Annotated in this window: 15 protein-coding genes; 4 read left to right on the forward strand and 11 right to left on the reverse strand. The window is 72.5% G+C overall.

The genetic code is table 11. The features are described from left to right. Positions 1–27: 27 nt before the first annotated feature. The 3 genes from HDA43_RS08295 to HDA43_RS08305 all read right to left on the reverse strand — a co-directional run bounded on the left by HDA43_RS08295 (position 28) and on the right by HDA43_RS08305 (position 2,688). Positions 28–1,473 carry an ATP-binding protein gene (locus HDA43_RS08295; RefSeq protein ID WP_179819153.1) on the reverse strand — a complete coding sequence of 482 codons (1,446 nt, stop codon included), beginning with the start codon at positions 1,471–1,473 and terminating at the stop codon, positions 28–30. Positions 1,474–1,553: 80 nt separating this feature from the next. Next, positions 1,554–1,823 (reverse strand): PepSY domain-containing protein, encoded by a 270-nt coding sequence (locus tag HDA43_RS08300; protein ID WP_179819154.1) that lies wholly within the window; start codon positions 1,821–1,823, stop codon positions 1,554–1,556. Positions 1,824–1,932: 109 nt separating this feature from the next. Continuing rightward, positions 1,933–2,688: a toxin glutamine deamidase domain-containing protein gene (locus HDA43_RS08305; RefSeq protein ID WP_179819155.1), complete on the reverse strand. Its 756-nt coding sequence runs from the start codon at positions 2,686–2,688 to the stop codon at positions 1,933–1,935. Between the two features lie 413 nt (positions 2,689–3,101). Between HDA43_RS08305 and HDA43_RS08310 the strand changes: the two genes are divergently transcribed. Then, the gene (locus HDA43_RS08310; protein ID WP_179819156.1) at positions 3,102–3,413 is read left to right on the forward strand and encodes a hypothetical protein; all 312 of its coding nucleotides are present in this window, start codon (positions 3,102–3,104) and stop codon (positions 3,411–3,413) included. Positions 3,414–3,480: 67 nt separating this feature from the next. On the opposite strand, the gene HDA43_RS08315 is transcribed toward HDA43_RS08310, so the two are convergent. The 6 genes from HDA43_RS08315 to HDA43_RS08340 all read right to left on the reverse strand — a co-directional run bounded on the left by HDA43_RS08315 (position 3,481) and on the right by HDA43_RS08340 (position 9,114). Beyond that, entirely contained in the window at positions 3,481–5,061 is a 1,581-nt protein-coding gene (locus tag HDA43_RS08315) for a molybdopterin-dependent oxidoreductase (protein WP_179819157.1), read from the reverse strand. A gap of 103 nt (positions 5,062–5,164) precedes the next feature. Further along, positions 5,165–5,803: an RdgB/HAM1 family non-canonical purine NTP pyrophosphatase gene (gene rdgB / locus HDA43_RS08320; protein WP_179819158.1), complete on the reverse strand. Its 639-nt coding sequence runs from the start codon at positions 5,801–5,803 to the stop codon at positions 5,165–5,167. After that, positions 5,800–6,516 carry a ribonuclease PH gene (rph, locus tag HDA43_RS08325; protein ID WP_179819159.1) on the reverse strand — a complete coding sequence of 239 codons (717 nt, stop codon included), beginning with the start codon at positions 6,514–6,516 and terminating at the stop codon, positions 5,800–5,802. Before rph ends, rdgB begins: the two co-directional genes overlap by 4 nt. Positions 6,517–6,520: 4 nt before the next feature. Beyond that, positions 6,521–7,273: an MBL fold metallo-hydrolase gene (locus HDA43_RS08330; protein ID WP_179819160.1), complete on the reverse strand. Its 753-nt coding sequence runs from the start codon at positions 7,271–7,273 to the stop codon at positions 6,521–6,523. After that, the gene (murI, locus tag HDA43_RS08335; protein ID WP_179819161.1) at positions 7,270–8,232 is read right to left on the reverse strand and encodes a glutamate racemase; all 963 of its coding nucleotides are present in this window, start codon (positions 8,230–8,232) and stop codon (positions 7,270–7,272) included. Before murI ends, HDA43_RS08330 begins: the two co-directional genes overlap by 4 nt. A 90-nt stretch (positions 8,233–8,322) precedes the next feature. After that, on the reverse strand, positions 8,323–9,114 hold the full coding sequence (locus tag HDA43_RS08340; RefSeq protein ID WP_179819162.1) for a thioesterase family protein: 792 nt from the start codon (positions 9,112–9,114) through the stop codon (positions 8,323–8,325). 251 nt (positions 9,115–9,365) lie between these two features. Here HDA43_RS08340 and HDA43_RS08345 point away from each other — a divergent pair, with 251 nt between their 5' ends. Then, positions 9,366–11,366: a DUF3352 domain-containing protein gene (locus HDA43_RS08345; RefSeq protein ID WP_179819163.1), complete on the forward strand. Its 2,001-nt coding sequence runs from the start codon at positions 9,366–9,368 to the stop codon at positions 11,364–11,366. A 129-nt stretch (positions 11,367–11,495) separates the two neighbouring features. Here the strand turns inward: HDA43_RS08345 and HDA43_RS08350 are convergent, their stop codons facing one another. Next, positions 11,496–12,338 carry a LysR family transcriptional regulator gene (locus tag HDA43_RS08350; protein WP_179819164.1) on the reverse strand — a complete coding sequence of 281 codons (843 nt, stop codon included), beginning with the start codon at positions 12,336–12,338 and terminating at the stop codon, positions 11,496–11,498. A gap of 72 nt (positions 12,339–12,410) precedes the next feature. Here HDA43_RS08350 and HDA43_RS08355 point away from each other — a divergent pair, with 72 nt between their 5' ends. Continuing rightward, positions 12,411–13,682, forward strand: coding sequence for an MFS transporter (locus HDA43_RS08355; protein ID WP_312873114.1), 1,272 nt, complete (start codon positions 12,411–12,413; stop codon positions 13,680–13,682). 349 nt (positions 13,683–14,031) lie between these two features. Beyond that, a complete protein-coding gene (locus HDA43_RS08360; protein ID WP_179819165.1) occupies positions 14,032–15,618 on the forward strand; it encodes an alpha/beta fold hydrolase in 1,587 nt (528 codons plus the stop codon). A gap of 36 nt (positions 15,619–15,654) precedes the next feature. Here the strand turns inward: HDA43_RS08360 and HDA43_RS08365 are convergent, their stop codons facing one another. Continuing rightward, the gene (locus HDA43_RS08365) at positions 15,655–16,809 is read right to left on the reverse strand and encodes a methyltransferase (RefSeq protein WP_179819166.1); all 1,155 of its coding nucleotides are present in this window, start codon (positions 16,807–16,809) and stop codon (positions 15,655–15,657) included. Between the last annotated feature and the right edge of the window lie 264 nt (positions 16,810–17,073).

A 17,073-nucleotide genomic window follows, 5' to 3' on the forward strand; every position in this document is an offset into this window, starting at 1 on the left:
GCGGGGGCGGCGCCCCGGCCGTTCCTCCTACTCCCCCGTGTAGAGCCGGTGGAGGTCCACCAACTGGATCCGGCCGTCACCGGAGGCGGCCGCCGTCCGGAGATCGTCGGTGAACCCCGCTCCGCTGAACATGATGAGCACCCCCGGGGCCCGCCCCCGGGCGGCCAGTACGGAGGCGATCTTCTCAAGCCTGTTCAGGTGGCCGAGACCGACGACGTCTCCCCATTTGATCTCACCGATGGCGAGCAGCCGGCCCTCGGGGTCGAACGCGGCGAGGTCGACTTCGTGCCCCGTGCGCGTGGCCTGGTCGTAGACGACCCCCGAGAGGATCCTCGCGGGAAAACCCCCGAAGGTGTCGTCGGCGGCCATGTTCGACGCCCAGACCCGGCACATCCGCTCGAACACCGGCCCGGCGACGTTGCTGAGGAACTTCGGCGCGGACGCCTTCCAGATACGTTCGGTACGGCCGGGCCGTACCTGCTCCAGCTGCGCCCAGTACGGGCGCATGATCACGTGATAGAAGCGGATCAGTGGCTCGGTGATGCGGTACTCCGACCTGTTGGACCGGAACGCGTCCGGTTCGGTGACGAGAAGACCCGCCTCTTCCAGAACCGTCAGATGGTGGGAGATGTCAGTGGCCTTGCGCTCGATACGGGTCGCTATACCGCCCCGGGTGGCGTTCCCTTCGGCCACGGCGGCGAGAACCGTGTGGTAGAGACCCGTGTCGCGGAGTGTCGGATCCTCCGCGAGGAGGGCGCGCACCTCACGGAAGAGAGGGCTCGCCGGATTGAGCACGTGCTCGACGACCCACGCGTCGAACTCGTCGAGGCTCGCCGGTGCTTCACCGCGGAGGTATTCGGTGCGGTAGGCGGGCGTGCCGCCGAGCACGAAGTACAGCGTGGCCGCGAGCCGATGGTCGGTGATGCCCCAGAACCCGGCGGCCGTCCGGAAATCGAAGGTCGGCACGACCAGTTCGAGGCCGGCCCTGCCGCGAAGCGGAGCGGCGCCGGTGAGCAGGCCCCCCATGAAGGAGATCGAGGACCCGCACAGCAGAATCCGCGCCCTGGAGGCCAGCCGCGCGGCGCGGCGCGGCGACAGCGCCTTCTGGATGACGGAGGGAAGGTCCTTGGCATCTCTGACCAGGTAGGGGAACTCGTCGAGGACCACGGGGACCGGACGGTCCGCTGCCAGGGCCAGCAGCCCGTCGATGGCCTGCGCCCAGTCGCCGAAGCGGACCGTCCCCGGTGCGCCGTTGTAGGCGGCCACCGCGTCACCGAGCTGCCGGAGCGCCTCCTGGCGCGGCACGGCCTCCGTCGCCGCGTAGTAGAAGCCGCCACTGGCCTCGCAGAGCGATTCCAGGAGGAAGGACTTGCCCTGCCGTCTACGCCCCGACACCACCCCCAGGGTGGCGCCCGGGCCGTCGTCACCGGCGAAGCGGGTGAGCTGCCGCCACTCCCAGTCGCGATCGAACATGTCCGGAGGCTTGGCCGGTCGCACGAACCCTCCATTTTTAGGAGCACGTTTATTAGTATCGTACTCCTAAAAACAGCGATCTACCGGAGACGGGGACCCGGCCACTGCTCGGCGACCGCCTCGGGGTGGAGCAGCGGCCGGAGGGCGAGCTCCCCGGTGTACTTGTCGATCACCACGCAACCGCCGCCGACGGTGTCGGGCAGCACGCCGGGGTCGTCGGGCTCGGGCTCCACGGCCCAGGCGACGTAGCCGCCGCCGAAGCCGTGGAGCCGGATCTCCACGGTGGAGCCGGGACGGCGGACGCCGTTGAAGTACTCCTCGGCGATCGCCCTGGCCTGGTCGAGGTTCACTGCCGCCCCTCCACGTCGATGCCCCCGATGGGATTCACGACCACTCCTCCGCGCCGATGGCCCCGATGAGGTTCACGGCCGCCCCTCCACGTCGATGCCCCGGTGGGATTCACAGCCGCCGCCCCTCCGCGTCGACCGCCACGCAGAAGACGCCGGCCACCGACTCGTACGGCGGCTCCACCGACATGTGGCCCCGCTGCGCGTCGATCCAGATCACCTCGCCCGAGTAGTTGACCGCGTTCCAGGCGTGACTGCCGCCGCCCGGCCACCGGTTCATGATGACCGCGCACGAGCCGTGCCCGCCGGACAGCAGCGCCTGCGCGATCGGGACGTAGGAGTGCCGCCCCTGCCCGACGTACCGGAAGCGCTGGCCCAGCCACCGCTCGGCGCGGGCCACTCCCCCGGCCTCCCCGGTGAGCAGCGGCTTGCCGGCCCGGTCGTACTCCGGCCGCCGGGGGGCCGCCACCGCGGGCGCGCCGTACCAGGTGGACAGCACCGCCAGGGCGCAGTCCACCGCGTTGGTCGCCCGGAACGGGTCCTCGGCGGGGCCGGCGCCGTTGACCAGCCTGATCCACATGCCGCGCGGGTCGGGGAAGCGCCGCGGCACGCCCCGCTCGGTCAGCGGCACCGCCCGCGTCACGTCCTCCTGGGTCTGCGGGTCGGGCATCGCCAGCCCGCCCGCCACGCCGTACGGCCGGCACCGGTCGAGCAGCAGCGGCCGCCAGCGCGCCGGCTCCGGTTCCCGTGGCGCCGCGACCGGAGCCGGGACCGGCTGCGAGCCGTCCAGCTCGAAGTCACGCCACCGCCGCCCGTCCGCGGCCACGACGGGGTTGTAGACCCCCTCGGGCAGAAACAACCGCGTCATGCGTCCCCCTCGCCCATCCGTCCGGGGCCGATGGTAGGGCCGCCCCGCCCGCGGCGCGGGCGAGTTGACCAGACCGGCGGGTGAGTTGACCGAACCGGGGGCGCGCACCGGGCGTTCCGGAACCGACCGGCGGCGGGGCGACCTACCGGGCCGTTACCCGCGGCGACGTGGCCGCCCGCCCCGGCTCGAGACACGGAAAGTCACCACTCTGCTTCATTTGGTCACTTTATGTTACTCAATGGTAATAAGCTGGGCGCAAGGCTTTGATCTCCCCTGGGCGACCTCCGGGACCCGCCGTGCCTACCGTGGGACACGAGGTTCCCAGGCCGGGACGGCGCCGCGTACGGCGACGGCCCGGCGGTTCGCCGGTCCGGGCCGCACCCGGACCCCGAGGGCCGGACGGAGTGATGTCCATGACGATCAGGCACACCCTCTCCACGGGGGCGGTGCTCGCCTCCCTCCTCGCCGTCCCGGCGGTGACGCTGGACGGACTCGGCGGTCCCCCCGGGCAGGCCGGGCTGCTCTCCGCGGCATCGTCCCAGGCCAAGACCGCCAAACCCTGTTCGGAGGCCAAGCATCCCGCCAAGTGCCGCGCCCGGCACCACGGCCACGGCGGGGGCACGTCCAAGAGCGGTCCCGGTATCAACCCTGGCCATATCGGCGGTGGCGGGGAGATCAACCCCGGCGGCGGCGGCGCGAGCGGTCCCGCCGGGGTCAACGACTGACGCCCCGCGACCCGGCCGGGCCGTGCCCGGCCGGGAGCCGGGCCCATGGGGTCGTGAGGCCGGAGGCTCAGGCGACGGTGACCGTGACGGTGTGCAGGCCGGTGGCGCCGTCGGGCGTGACCGGGGCGCGCCGGGCGGTCTGGGGGCGTCCGGTGGCGTCCGTGGCTCGCACCTCGATGGTGTGCCGGCCCCGGACGGCGTCCCAGTCGTCGACCACCCACTGACGCCAGGTGTCGGCGGTCGGTGCCTCCGCCAGCCGAGCCCGGCGCCACGGCCCGCCGTCGATCCGCACCTCGACGGCGTCCACCCCCCGGTGCTGCGCCCAGGCGACGCCCGCGATCACGGTACGGCCCGGCGGGACGCGCGCGCCGTCCCTCGGCAGGTCGATGCGCGACTGCGTCTTGACCGGCCCCTTCTCCGCCCATCCCCGGGTCGTCCAGTAGGCCGTGTCCCGGTCGAAGCGGGTCACCTTGATCTCGGTGACCCACTTGGTCGCCGAGACGTACCCGTACAGGCCGGGCACGACCTGGCGGACCGGGAAGCCGTGGTCGACCGGGAGCGCCTCGCCGTTCATGGCGACGGCCAGCAGGGCCTCGCGGCCGTCGAGGACGACGTCGAGCGGCGTGCCGCAGGTCCAGCCGTCGGCGGAGGTGCTGAGCAGCATGTCGGCCCCGCTCCGCACTCCCGCGTCGCGCAGCACGTCGGCCAGCCGCGCGCCCAGCCAGCGGGCGTTGCCGGCGTACGGCCCGCCGACCGGGTTGGAGACGCAGCACAACGTGACGTCCGCCTCCACCAGGGGCCGCTTGAGCAGGTCGGCCAGGGTGAGTTCGACCGGCCGGTCCACCATGCCGCCGATCCGCAGCGTCCAGTCGCGCGGATCGACCTGCGGCACGACGATCGCGGTGTCCACCCGGTAGAAGTCACGGCTGGGGGTGACGAACGGCGTCAGCCCCCTGATCCGCAGGTCCGCCCCGGCGGGGATCGGCTCGGCCGGTACGGCGGGGCGGGGCAGCACCAGGCCCGCCCGGGCGGCGCTCACCTCCGACCGGCTCGACAGCGCCCGGCCTGCCAGGCCGCTCACCCCGGCGACGGCGGCGCCGCCGAGCACGCCGGTCAGCAGCCCACGCCGGTTCACCGCGTACCGGTCACGCCCGGCCCGCATGACCGGCGGCCCCGTCTCCTCCGGGCGGGCGTCGTCGGGCCGGGCGGCGGAGGCCCGCCTCAGCAGGACCCGCAGCGCGATCGCGCCCGCCGCGACCCCGGCGACGGTGGGGATCACGTCCGCAGGGCCGGCGCCGGGGCGGGTCAGGACGGCGGCCACGCCGACGGCCCCGAAGGCCGCCAGCCCCGCCAGGCCGTACCGGAGGTCCCGGGCGGCGAAGACGCCCACGGCGACGGCGAGCACGGCCATGACGGCGAGGATGCCCGCCAGCAGGACCGGCTTGTCGTTCTCACCGAAGGTCCGGATCGCGAAGTCCTTCAACCCGGCCGGGGCGAGATCGACGGCGGCGTCGCCGACCGCGACGACCGGGAAGGCCGACGCCTTCACCGGCCCCGCCGCCAGCAGCGAGACCCCGACCGCCACCGCTCCGGTCACCAGGCCGATCAGCGCCGCCGCCCAGCCGGGCAGGCGGTTGTCACTCCTCATGCCTCCGACGCTACGCCCGGCGGCGGGGCCGAGATATTACGCGCCGATGACGGGAGTCCGCCCGGCCGTCCGCGCGGTCACCCGCCGGAGCGGCCGTCCGCCGCTATGAGCCCGTCCCGCCGGAGAGCGTCTCCGCCAGGATCGGGGCCAGGGCGCGGAAGGCCCGGCCCCGGTGGCTGATGGCGTCCTTCTCCGCCGCCGACAGCTCGGCGCTCGTCCGGCTCTCGCCCTCGGGCACGAAGACCGGGTCGTAGCCGAAACCGCCGGTGCCGCGCGGCGCGTCGATGATCACGCCGTGCATCGTGCCCTCGGCGACCCGCTCCCGCCCGTCCGGCAGGGCCAGCGCGGCGGCGCAGGCGAAGTGCGCGCCCCGGTGCTCGACCGGCACGTCGGACACCTGCGCGAGCAGCAGTTCCAGGTTGGCGAGGTCGTCGCCGTGCCTGCCCGACCAGCGGGCCGAGAAGATGCCGGGCATGCCGTTCAGCGCGTCCACGCACAGGCCCGAGTCGTCGGCGACCGCGGGCAGGCCGGAGGCCCGGGCGACCGCGTGCGCCTTGAGCAGGGCGTTCTCCGCGAAGGACAGGCCGGTCTCGGGGACGTCGCCGATCTCGGGGAACTCCTCCAGCCCGACGATCTCGACCGGCACTCCGGCCTCGGCCAGGATGCGGCGCAGCTCGGTGATCTTCCCGGCGTTGCGGGTGGCCAGCACCACCCGCCCCGCGGCCGGCGCGCCGGCGCTCACGCCAGCGCCTCGCGCTGCAGGCGGGTCAGCTCCGCGCACCCGGCGGCGCCGAGGTCGAGCAGCTCGTCCAGCGCCGCGCGGTCGAACGGGCGGCCCTCGGCGGTGCCCTGGACCTCGACGAACGCGCCGGAGCCGGTCATCACCACGTTCATGTCGGTCTCGGCGGCGACGTCCTCGGTGTAGCAGAGGTCGAGCAGCGGCGTTGCGCCGACGACGCCGACGGACACCGCGGCGACCGACTCGACCAGCGGGTTGCCCGAGCACATCTTCCGCTCGCGCATCCACTTCACCGCGTCGGCCAGCGCGACGTAGGCGCCGGTGATGGCCGCCGTACGGGTGCCGCCGTCGGCCTGCAGGACGTCGCAGTCGATGACGACGGAGTTCTCACCGAGGATCTTGTAGTCGACGCAGGCGCGCAGCGAGCGGCCGATCAGCCGGGAGATCTCGTGCGTCCGCCCGCCGATCTTGCCGCGTACCGACTCGCGGTCGTTGCGGGTGTTCGTCGACCGGGGCAGCATGGCGTACTCGGCGGTGACCCATCCCTGGCCGCTGCCCCGCCGCCAGCGCGGCACGCTGTCCTGCACGGTCGCGGCGCACAGCACCCTGGTGCCGCCGAACTCGACGAGCACCGAGCCCTCGGCGTGGGCCAGCCAGCCACGGGTGATGGTGACGGGGCGGAGTTGGTCAGGGGAGCGTCCATCTGCACGAGCCATGGAATCACCCTAGGTCATAGACGGCGCCGCTCCGCGCCAGCTCCATCCGTCCGGGGAAACCGGCCCGGGAGGCGTCGGCGAGGATGCGGGCCGGGTCGTGCCAGGGCACCAGGTGGGTCAGCACCAGCGTGCCCGCCTCCGCCCTGGCCGCGTGCTCGGCGGCCTGGCGTCCGGTGAGGTGCAGGTCGGCGGGCAGCCCGGGGACGTCGGGGAAGCTGGCCTCGCACAGCAGGAGGTCGACCCCGGCGGCCAGCCGGACCAGCTCGTCGGTCTCCCCGGTGTCGGCGGAGTAGGCCACCGAGCGTCCGCCGTACGAGACGCGGAAGCCGTAGGTCTCGACCGGGTGGTTCATCGGCGCGGCCGTCACCCGGAACGGGCCCACCTCGAACGTGCCGGGGGCCAGCGGCGCGAAGTCGAAGGAGGTCTCCATGCCCGGCTCGGCGGGCATGTCGTAGGCGCGGGCCAGCCGAAGAGGGGCGTCGGCGGGCGCGTGGACCGGCACCCTCGGGTGCGGCCCCTTCGGGGAGTAGGTGCGCACCACGTGGTAGGAGCACATGTCGAGGCAGTGGTCCGCGTGCAGGTGGGACAGGCAGATCGCGTCCACGTCGTAGAGGCCGATGTGGCGTTGCAGCGCGCCCAGCGAGCCGTTGCCGAAGTCCAGCAGCATGCGGAACCCCTCGGCCTCCAGCAGGTAGCAGGAGGAGGGGCTGTCCGGCCCGGGGAAGCTCCCGGAGCATCCGACGATCGTCACCTTCACGGCGTCTCCCGCCCTTCCGTCAGCCGCCCGCCGGCCTCCATCGTCCGCCCTCCGGCTTCCGCGGGCCACCCCCCGGCCGCTGCCGGCCGCCCGCCGCCCGTCTCTGGCCGTGCGCCGTCCGCGGACCACTCGTCGGAGCCTGCCACGAGCCGCCCGCCGGGGCCGTCGCCCAGCGCCGCGAGCTCCACCGCCTCGATCTCCGGCCCGAGGAACCGCCGCCCGAGCCGTTCGAAGAGCTCGGTGTCGCCGGTGGCGCGGAACCGGTGCCGGGGCGTGCCGGAGGTCGCGGCCAGCCCCCGGTCGTGCAGGATCCGGTAGACGTCCTTGGCGGTCTCGTCGGCGCTGGACACCAGCGTGACGTCGTCCCCCACCAGATAGGCGATCGGCCCGGCCAGCAGCGGGTAGTGCGTGCACCCCAGGATCAGCGTGTCGCATCCGTCGGCCAGCACCGGCTTGAGGTAGTCGCGGAGGACCTCGATGAGCTCGTCGCTCATGGTCTCGCCCCGCTCGACGAACTCCACCAGCCGGTGCGCGGCCACCCCGGTCAGCAGCACGTCGGGGGCGGCGGCGAAGGCGTCGTGGTAGGCCATCGACTCGATGGTGGCCCGGGTGGCGATCACCCCGACCCTGCCGTTGCGGGTGGCCCGTACGGCCCGGCGCACCGCGGGCTGGATCACCTCGACGACCGGCACGTCGTAGCGCTCGCGGGCGTCGCGCAGCACCGCGGCGCTGGCGGTGTTGCACGCGATCACCAGCATCTTGACGTCGTGCTCGACGAGGTGGTCCATCACCTCCAGCGCGTAGGCGCGGAGCTGCGCGATGGTCTTGGGCCCGTACGGCTGCCGCGCCGTGTCGGCCACGTAGAGGATGGACTCGTTCGGGAGCTGGTCGATGACGGCGCGGGCCACCGTGAGACCGCCCACCCCGCTGTCGAAGATCCCGATGCTTGCTTGCGACACGGTTCCCAAGGTTAGGCGACCCCGGGCCTCCGATCACGGTAAGAATCGTCACAGCGGCGCCCCGTCGCGCGGGTCCCGCCGGGGCCGGGTTCAGCCGCGGCCCACCCGGGCGAGCTGCCGCGACTGGGCGACCAGCCGCCCGGCGGAGTCCCAGACCTCGACGTCCTCGTCGAACCAGCCGTCGCTGATCAGCCTGCCGCTGCCGACCAGGGTGAGCCAGCCGGGCGCGGGCAGGGCTCGCAGGTGCCAGGTGAGCTCCACGGTGGGGGCCCAGCCGCGCGCCCCGGCGGAGAACACCACGGGCGGGAGCGCGTCGACGGCCAGCGCCAGCACGTAGGGGTCGGGGTCCTGCGGCTCGGTCATCCGGAAGTACGCGCGGGCCTCGGGGCGGCCGGTGGGACGGCCCTGCAGCCAGCCGAGGGTGGGCGGGTCGAACCGCATGTCCATCTGCGCGCTGAGCGTCATGTTCGACTCCGGCTTGGGGTCGGGCAGCTTGACGCACTCCTCGGCGGGCGGCAGGACCGCCGCCGGCTCGCCCGTCCAGTCGGGGGCGACGTCGCCGAGGGTCGCCGTCGTCACGAGGGCCTCGATGAAGGAGACGCCGTCCTGGACGAGGGTGGCGCGGGTCATCGCCGCGGTGCGGCCCGCCTTGAGCTGCTCCAGCCGCACCTGGGCGGGGCCGGGGACGGGGGCGCGCAGGAACTGGGCTCCGGTGCTGACGGGGTGCTCGTGCGGGGAGGCGTCCACCACGGCGCGCAGCAGCACCGCCATCAGGTAGCCGCCGTTGAGGGGGCCGCCGATCGAGTAGCCGGTGTCCAGGCACACGTCGTAGGTGGTCTCGTCCACCCGGATCGCCTGCGTCGCCTCGTCGAACTTCGTCATCCACACTCCCGAACCTTGTTCTAGAGCGCTCACTGTACCGACTCCCGCCGGGCTCCGCCTCCCCGGCCTCTCATGACCGCCGTGATCTGCGACGACGTCTCGCCGTCCGGGTGCGGGACGCGGCCCCGAGGGAGGCCCCGTTTCCACGTTTCCGCCCTGACAGGACGTCTCACGGTTAGTGCAATGCAAGTGATCAGTTACCGAAGTCCACTATTTTCGCTTCACCTAATAAATCCACATTGTGAGTGAGAATGTCTCCCAACAATCTCCCCGGCCAGCCGCCCGGCCCCGGCTGGCAACCCGACGGCACGACCCCCTATCCCTGGAACGACGCCACCCAGCAGGTGCCGCCGCCCGCCCCGGGGCACCCGCAGCAGGGCGGCTACCCGCAGCAGCCGCAGCCGGGTCACCCGCAGGGCGGTTCCGGATACGACCAGACCCAGGTCTACGGTCAGCCCTCCTACGGGCAGCAGCCCGCCTCGCCGTACGGCGGGCAGGAGCAGGCCGCCCACCAGCAGCCGTCCTACGGCCAGCCCTACGGGCAGCAGCCCTACGGCGACCAGTCCCCCGGCGGCCAGCAGTACGGAGGCCAGCAGTACGGAGGCCAGCAGTACGGCGCCCAGCCCTCCGGCGGGCAGCCGTACGGCAACCAGCAGGCGTACGGCGACCAGTCGTCCTACGGCGGAGGACAGCAGCCCTACGGCGGCCAGCAGTACGGGGGCCAGGCGGCCTACGGGCAGCAGCAGCCCTACGGCGGCGGGCAGAACACCGAGATCCTCGGCTCCGGCCACCCCGCGACCCCGCCGGACCGGCGCAAGGACCGCAAGGGCGGCAAGGGCCTGCTGATCACGGCGATCGCCGTCCTGATCGCCGCCCTGGTGGGCGGCGGCGGCTTCTACGCCGTCAACCTGCTCAGCGGCGGCGGCACCCAGCCGCACGACGTGCTGCCCGGCAACGCCCTCGCCTACGTCCGCCTGGACCTCGACCCCGCCGCCAACCAGAAGCTCGCGCTCTTCCAGATCGCGCGGAAGTTCCCGGCCACCAAGGACTCCTTCAGCGGCGACGACCCGCGCAAGGCGCTGTTCTCCCTGCTCAAGAAGGACGACTCCGACCTCGCCAAGGTGGACTACGCCACCGACATCGAGCCGTGGCTCGGCAGCCGGATCGGCGTGGCGATGCTCCCGCCGGCCAAGCCCGGCGACGAGCCGAACCCCCTGATCGCCGTCCAGGTCACCGACGAGGGCAAGGCCAAGGCCGGGATCGACAAGCTGATGGGCGACGAGGAGCACGGCATCGCCTTCCGCGACGACTACGCGCTGGTGGCCGAGAGCAAGGCGGTCGCCGACCGGGCCGCGCAGGGGCCCTCGCTGTCCGACGACGCCGACTTCTCCGACGACCTGGGCGCGCTCGGCGAGACCGGCGTGCTGTCGTTCTGGGTGAGCGCCGGCCGGATGGTCCCGTTCATCCCCGAGGCCAAGGACAACACCGCGGCCATCGAAGCGATCAAGAACGCCCGGATCGCCGGGGCGCTCCGCTTCGACGGCGACTACGCCGAGCTGGCCGGCGTCGCCCGCGGCACCCAGCCGGTCGAGGGCCTGGAGGACCCGGCCCCCAACGGCATGGGCGAGCTGCCCGGCTCCACCGTCGCCGCGGTCTCCGTCTCCGGCCTCGGCAACGCGATCGCCAAGCAGTGGCCCAAGATCATGGATTCGGCGGACCAGGCCGCGGGGGGACGCTTCAAGCAGTCCGTCGCCCAGCTCCAGCAGCAGACCGGGCTCTCGCTCCCGGCCGACCTGGTGACGCTGCTCGGCGAGAACCTCACCGTCGCACTGGACGCCAACGGCCTCACCGACAACCAGCCCAGGGTCGGCGCCCGGATCACCACCGACCCGGCCAAGGCCCAGGCGGTCGTCGGCAAGGTGGAGAAGCTCGCCGCCCAGTCCGGCACCGCCCCGCAGCTCGGCAAGGTCGCGGGCGACGGCGTCTTCACGGTGGCCAGCACCCAGGAGTACGCCGCCGCGCTGGCCAAGGGCGGCGAGCTGGGCGACAGCGAGAGCTTCAAGCAGGCCATCCCCGACGGCGAAAAGGCGACCTTCGCCCTCTACGCCGACCTCAACAAGATCGAGCCCCTCTACCTGAAGAGCATCCAGGGCGAGGAGAGGGCCGGCGTCCAGGCCCTGCGCGCCGTGGGCCTGAGCGGCACCGCCACCGGCGACGAGGCGACGTTCTCCCTGCGAGTGCTGTTCGACTGACCCACCCGCCTCGCGTGCGACGGCCGTACGGCCGACCGCCGCGTGAGGCCCGGGACCGGGAGACGACCCGGTTCACGTCCGAGAACGGAGCCCGGCGACCACCGTCGCCGGGCTCCGGCCGTTCGCGGCTCAGATCATCCGCCGCAGGGCGGTCTCCACGGCGTCGATGAGCGCGTCACCTTCGGTACCGGGGTGGCGGGCAAGGCCGAGTTCGACGTCCGGCAGAGCGGGCAACGCGGCCGCGTCGTGGCAGGCCATGGCAGGCTCAAGGTTGGAGGGCAGAAGCGCCGCGACTCCGAGCCCGGCCCGTAGCGCGGCGAGCACTCCGGCGAGACTGTTGCTCTCGAACGCCACCCGCCAGCGGCGCCCCGAGCCTTCCATCGTTTCCAGCACCGACGTCCGCCAGGCGCAGGTGTTCGAGAACAGCACCACCGGCAGCGGATCGGCGTCGGTGGCGACACCCTGCCCGACCGCCCAGACCAGCGGCAGACGCACCGTCCAGCGCGGCGGCCAGGGAAGATCCGGGACCTCGTCGAGCACGAGCTGGACACGGCCCGTGTCGTAGGCCTCCCGCATCGCCGCGTTGGAAAGACTGAGCACCTCCAGCGTCGCGTCGGGGTGCAGCCGCGCGAGATCGGCGAGCGCCTGGGGAAGGCGGGAAGCGGCGAGGTCTTCGAGGAGTCCCACCCCGCAGTGCCCGGTGAGCGCACGTCCTGTCTCGGCGAGCGCCTGTGCCGACAGCGCGAGGATGCGCTCGGCGTAGGGCAGCAGCTCCTCCCCCGCCCGGGTCGGCGAGATGCCGGACGGCGCCCGGTGCAGCAGCGGACTGCCGACGGCCCGTTCGAGCTTGCGCAACTGCTGGCTGAGCGCGGGCTGGGTGCGACCGAGCGCCGCCGCCGCACGGCTGATGCTGCCCGCCCGCACCGCGGTGACGAACGACCGCAGCAGTGCCGTATCGAGATCACGCGCCATAAGAATTCATTATGCCTGGTCTAACGAATTGACGACTTCCTATGGCCTTCCGGGTGACCTAGCGTCGAACCGGTGATCAGGTTTCGACAGGTGCTCGTGGTGCCGGGGATGACGCCGCTGCTGAGCATTTCGCTGCTCGCCCGTGCCGCGATCACGGCGGACGCGACGGCGCTGACGATGTACGTCGTCCTCGCCCTCGACATGAGTTACGCGGCGGCGGGAGCCGTGGTGGCGGCGCTGACCGCCGGTGTCGCGCTGGGCGGGCCGCTGCTGGGCCGGATGATCGACCGGCGGGGTCTGCGTACCGTGCTGGGGGCCACGGTCATGTCGCAGCTCGTGTTCTGGCCGACCGTGCCCGTGCTGCCGTACGTGATCCTGCTGGGCGCCTCCTTCGCCGCCGGTCTGCTGATGGTGCCGATCCAGCAGGTCACCAGGCAGGCGATCGCCGCGATGACGACGGCAGGGCAGCGGCGGGCGGCGTTCGCGCTGGAGTCGGTGGTGGGCGAGCTATCGTACATGGTGGGGCCGGCGGTGGTGATCCTGTGCGCCGCGAAGATGTCCCCCGGGGTGGTGGCGTGGGGACTGGGCGCCGCGATCGTCGCCGGCGGGACGGGGATCGCCCTGCTCGACCCGCCGCTGCGCGCCGAGGACGAGGCGGACGATGAGGCGGCGGACCGGCCCCGGCGCCGGGAGTGGCTGGGAGCGCCCATGGTCGCCGTCCTGACGATGGGGTTCGGCGTCGCGATGCTGCTCAGCGGCATCGACCTGGCCATCGTCGCCACCCTCCGAGAAACCGGTCAGGTCTCGTGGGCGGCCGTGGTCGTCGCCGTGCTCGGGGTGGCGTCCGTCGTGGGCGGCCTGGTGTACGGAGCGCTGTCCCGGCCGATGTCCACCTGGCTGCTGCTCGGCCTGCTCGGGCTGGCGACGGTTCCGGTCGGACTCGCCCATGACTGGCCCTGGCTGTGCGTGGCCGTCATCGCTGCCGGGTTGCTCACCGCACCGACCCTCTCCACGGTCGCCGACGCGGTGAGCCGGCTGGCGCCGGCCGGTGTGCGAGGCGAGGCGACCGGCCTGCAGTCCTCGGCGTCGAGCGCGGGGTTCGCGCTCGGCTCCCCGATCGTGGGGGCGGCGATCGACGCGTCCGCGCCGGCGGGCGGCTTCGCGGCGGCCGGCCTGGTCGGACTGCTCACCGCACTGACGGGATATCTGCTCTCGCGCCGGTCACCCGCCGTCGCGCCGTCTCCGTCGTCCTCGTCGTCCTCGTCGTCCTCGTCGTCCTCGTCGTCCTCATCGCCCTCGTCGCAGGCACCCGAGCCCTGCGACGCCACCGCGCCGACCCCGTGACGTCAGCCCGGTACGGCCGGCCCTGATCCGCGTCCCCTTCTCCCCTTTCAGGCAGGGAGCGAATCTCCTTTCCCGCGATGACTGAAACCCATTGCGGTCGAATTCAGGTCACGACAGGATCAATCCGTCTACTTGCGATCTCCGGGCGTGGGCTCCCGACCGTTCCCGTCGGGTTCTCACGCCGCCCAGGGGAGCGAGCGTCGCAAAGGGACCCGGGTGAACCTCCGTGGCCGGCGCCGCGGCGCTCGCTCCATCGGTGAGCGTCCTCCGCCCCGGTCAAGGCGGTGTCCACACGTTCCTGATCCGTCGCCGTCCCCTCTCACACGGCGCACACTCAGGAAAGGAATCCATGAAGACGCGATTACTCACCGCCGTACTCGCGGGACTCGTGCTGACGGCCTCGTTCACGCACCCGGCCCTCGCGGAGCGGTCCCCCACCGGACGGCCTGCCGCCCAGACCGCCACCCCGGAGTGGCGCCCCTCCGAGCCGCTCTCCTGGACGGGATGCGGAGACCACGGGGGCGAGTGCGCGACCCTGAAGGCGCCGATCGACTGGAAGAGGCCGAACGGACCGACCCTGAACCTGGCGATCGGACGGCTCAGCGCGCTGAACCCGGCCAAGCGGCTCGGCGTGCTGGTCGTCCACCCGGGCGGCCCCGGCGCCTCGGGGATCGACCCGTTCATCCTCGACAACGCCATCCCGGAGAGCGACCCCGTCCGGCAGTACTTCGACCTGGTCACTCTCGACCCGCGCGGCGTCGGCCGCAGCACCCGGGCGGTGTGCAGCGCGGACCTGGTCGACCGCACACCGATCACCTATCCGGCCGACGAGGCCGAATACCGGTCGCTCCTGCGGTTCAACGCGAGCCTGTCGAGGGACTGCCGCAGGCAGACCGGCCCGCTGTTCGACCATGTGGACACCACCAGCGCGGCCCGCGACATCGACGCGATCCGGGTCGCGCTCGGCGAACGCAGGATCAGTTTCTTCGCGATCTCCTACGGCACGATGGTCGGCCAGCAGTACGCCGAACTGTTCCCGGGGAACATCCGGGCGATGGCGATCGACTCCAACATGGACCACAGCATCACCTCCGCGTGGCAGTACCTGAAGACCACGACGGAGGACTTCGAGAGCAGCTTCCTCGACTTCGCCAAGTGGTGCGGCGAGACCGCGACCTGCGCGCTGCACGACAAGAAGGTCACCGACGTGTGGGACGAACTGCACGCGAAGGCGGCGGCCGGTGACCTGAGATCCCCCTTCGACGGTTCTCCGATATCCGCCGAGGATCTGCGAGGGGGACTGTTCATCTACATGTACGACCCGAGCGGCTGGTTCGACGCCGCCCAATGGCTCAGGGCCCTCACCAGGGGCGCTCCCCCGGCGTCCCCGTTCACCGTCAAGACGGAAGTGGTCGACAACCCCTACCCCGCGATCTGGTGCTCCGACTGGAAGTGGGACGTCACGAGCTTCTCCCAGCTCGACCGGTACCGGCGGCGGCTTGAGACGATCGCCCCGCACACGAAGCTCTCACCGTTCTGGTCCGACGTGACGAGCTGCCTCAACTGGCAGGGCCCCGTCTCCAACCCGCAGCACCGGCTCGCGATCGGTGACACCCCGCCCATCCTGGTGGCCACGGCCCGCCACGACGTCGGCACCCCGGCGGCGTGGAACCAGTCGGTCGCACGGCAGATCCCGCGGTCGGCCCTGCTTGAGTACGAGGGGGTCGGGCACGGCCAGTTCCGCAACAGCGCCTGCGCCCACGACGCGATCGTCGACTACCTGATCGAGCTCAAGGTGCCGCAGCCCGGCACCCGCTGCGCCCCCGAGTATCCGACGGAACCGTCCGCCGCGACGAAGCCGGCGGAGAGCCCGTCCCTCACCCGGACCGGCCGCCCGGTCCACGCCGGCCGACCGTACGGCACCCGCCGACCGTAGGGCCTCACCGCACCGCCGCGCGGCGGTGCGGTGCGGTCACCTCTTGACGGCCCGCAGGACGACGAACTTGGGATCGCTCGCGACGACCTCGCAGTTGCCGAAGAGCCGGCGCAGCTTCGCGTGGTAGCCGAGGTGCCGGTTGCCGACCACCCACAGCTCGCCGCCGCGGCGCAGCGCGGCGCGCGACCCGTTGAACATGCGCCAGGCCGTGGCGTCGGTCGTCGCGCGGTGCGTGTGGAACGGCGGGTTGTTCAGCACCAGGTCGACCGTCCCGGCGGGCACATCCGACATCCCGTCGGATGCCAGGAACTCCGCGTCGGTGCCCGCGCCCACGTTCGCCCGGAAGGTGGCCTCCGCCGAGGCCAGCGCCTGGTAGGACTCGTCGATGAACGTCACCCGGGCCTCGCTGTCGGCGAGCGCCGCAGCGAGGCCGACCACCCCGTTGCCGCAGCCAAGGTCCACGACGTGCTCGCGGCCACGGCGCGTCGGCAGGTTCCGCAGGAAGAAGCGGGTGCCGATGTCCAGGCGGTCGGCGCAGAAGATGCCCGCGTGGTTGGTGACGGTCAGACCCGAGACGGTTCCGACGTCGGCGGGCAACGCGTAGCTTCGCGGCCACGGGCCGGCGCTCCGGGGGAGCTCCGGGTCCGGTGAGCAGAAGATGAGCCGGGCCTTCTTCACCGCCAGCGACGTCCTGGTCGGCCCCACGATCCGCTCGAACAGCCTCAGCGTCGAGGTGTGGATCTCGGTGACCATCCCCGCGCCGACGATCACGGTGTCCGGGTGCATGTGGGGTGCGAGGCGGTGCAGCTGGTCCTCAAGCAGCGCGAGGCTCTTGGGCACGCGGATGAGCAGCACGTCGATCCGATCCGGAGGCGCGTCCCTGGTCGTACGGAGCCGTACCGCGTCCATGGGGATCCCGTTGCGCCCCATGTTCGCCAGGGTCGCCTGCCGACCGAGGAAGGAGTCGGTGATCTGCGTGGGACGGTGCTCGGCCAGCGCGGTGACCAGGGCGCCCCACCGGTCGCCCAGCACGACCACGGTGCCCGACAGGTCGGTGGGTTCGCCGTCGATTCCGTCGAGGTGCCGTAGCAGGTAGTCGTCGGCGGCGTCCCAGGCACGGAGCGGGTCGCGGGGATCCTCGGGGAAGCGGGTGAGGTCGAATGCACCTCTCGGCGTCGTGAAACGGTTCATCGGACCCCAGGCTACCGATCGCGAATGGCCGGGGTTACGGCAGTCGAGGATCGGACCGGTTCCGGCGAGGAGGCTGTTCGACGGCGCAGGCCGGTACCGCGCCCGTTCGGGTTGGCCGCGGATGAGTGCGACGAGCGGGCACCGGTGGCGCAGGGCTCAGGCTCCCCTGTCCGTACGGCCGGCTCTGGATGCCGCGAAGCCATCACTCTTGCTCAATCGGCATTCAGACCTGGTCTGCATCTTCCGGAGAGGCTTTTCGCCCTC

The sequence above is a fragment of the Streptosporangium sandarakinum genome, from assembly GCF_013409935.1.
GTDB lineage: Bacteria > Actinomycetota > Actinomycetes > Streptosporangiales > Streptosporangiaceae > Streptosporangium > Streptosporangium nondiastaticum.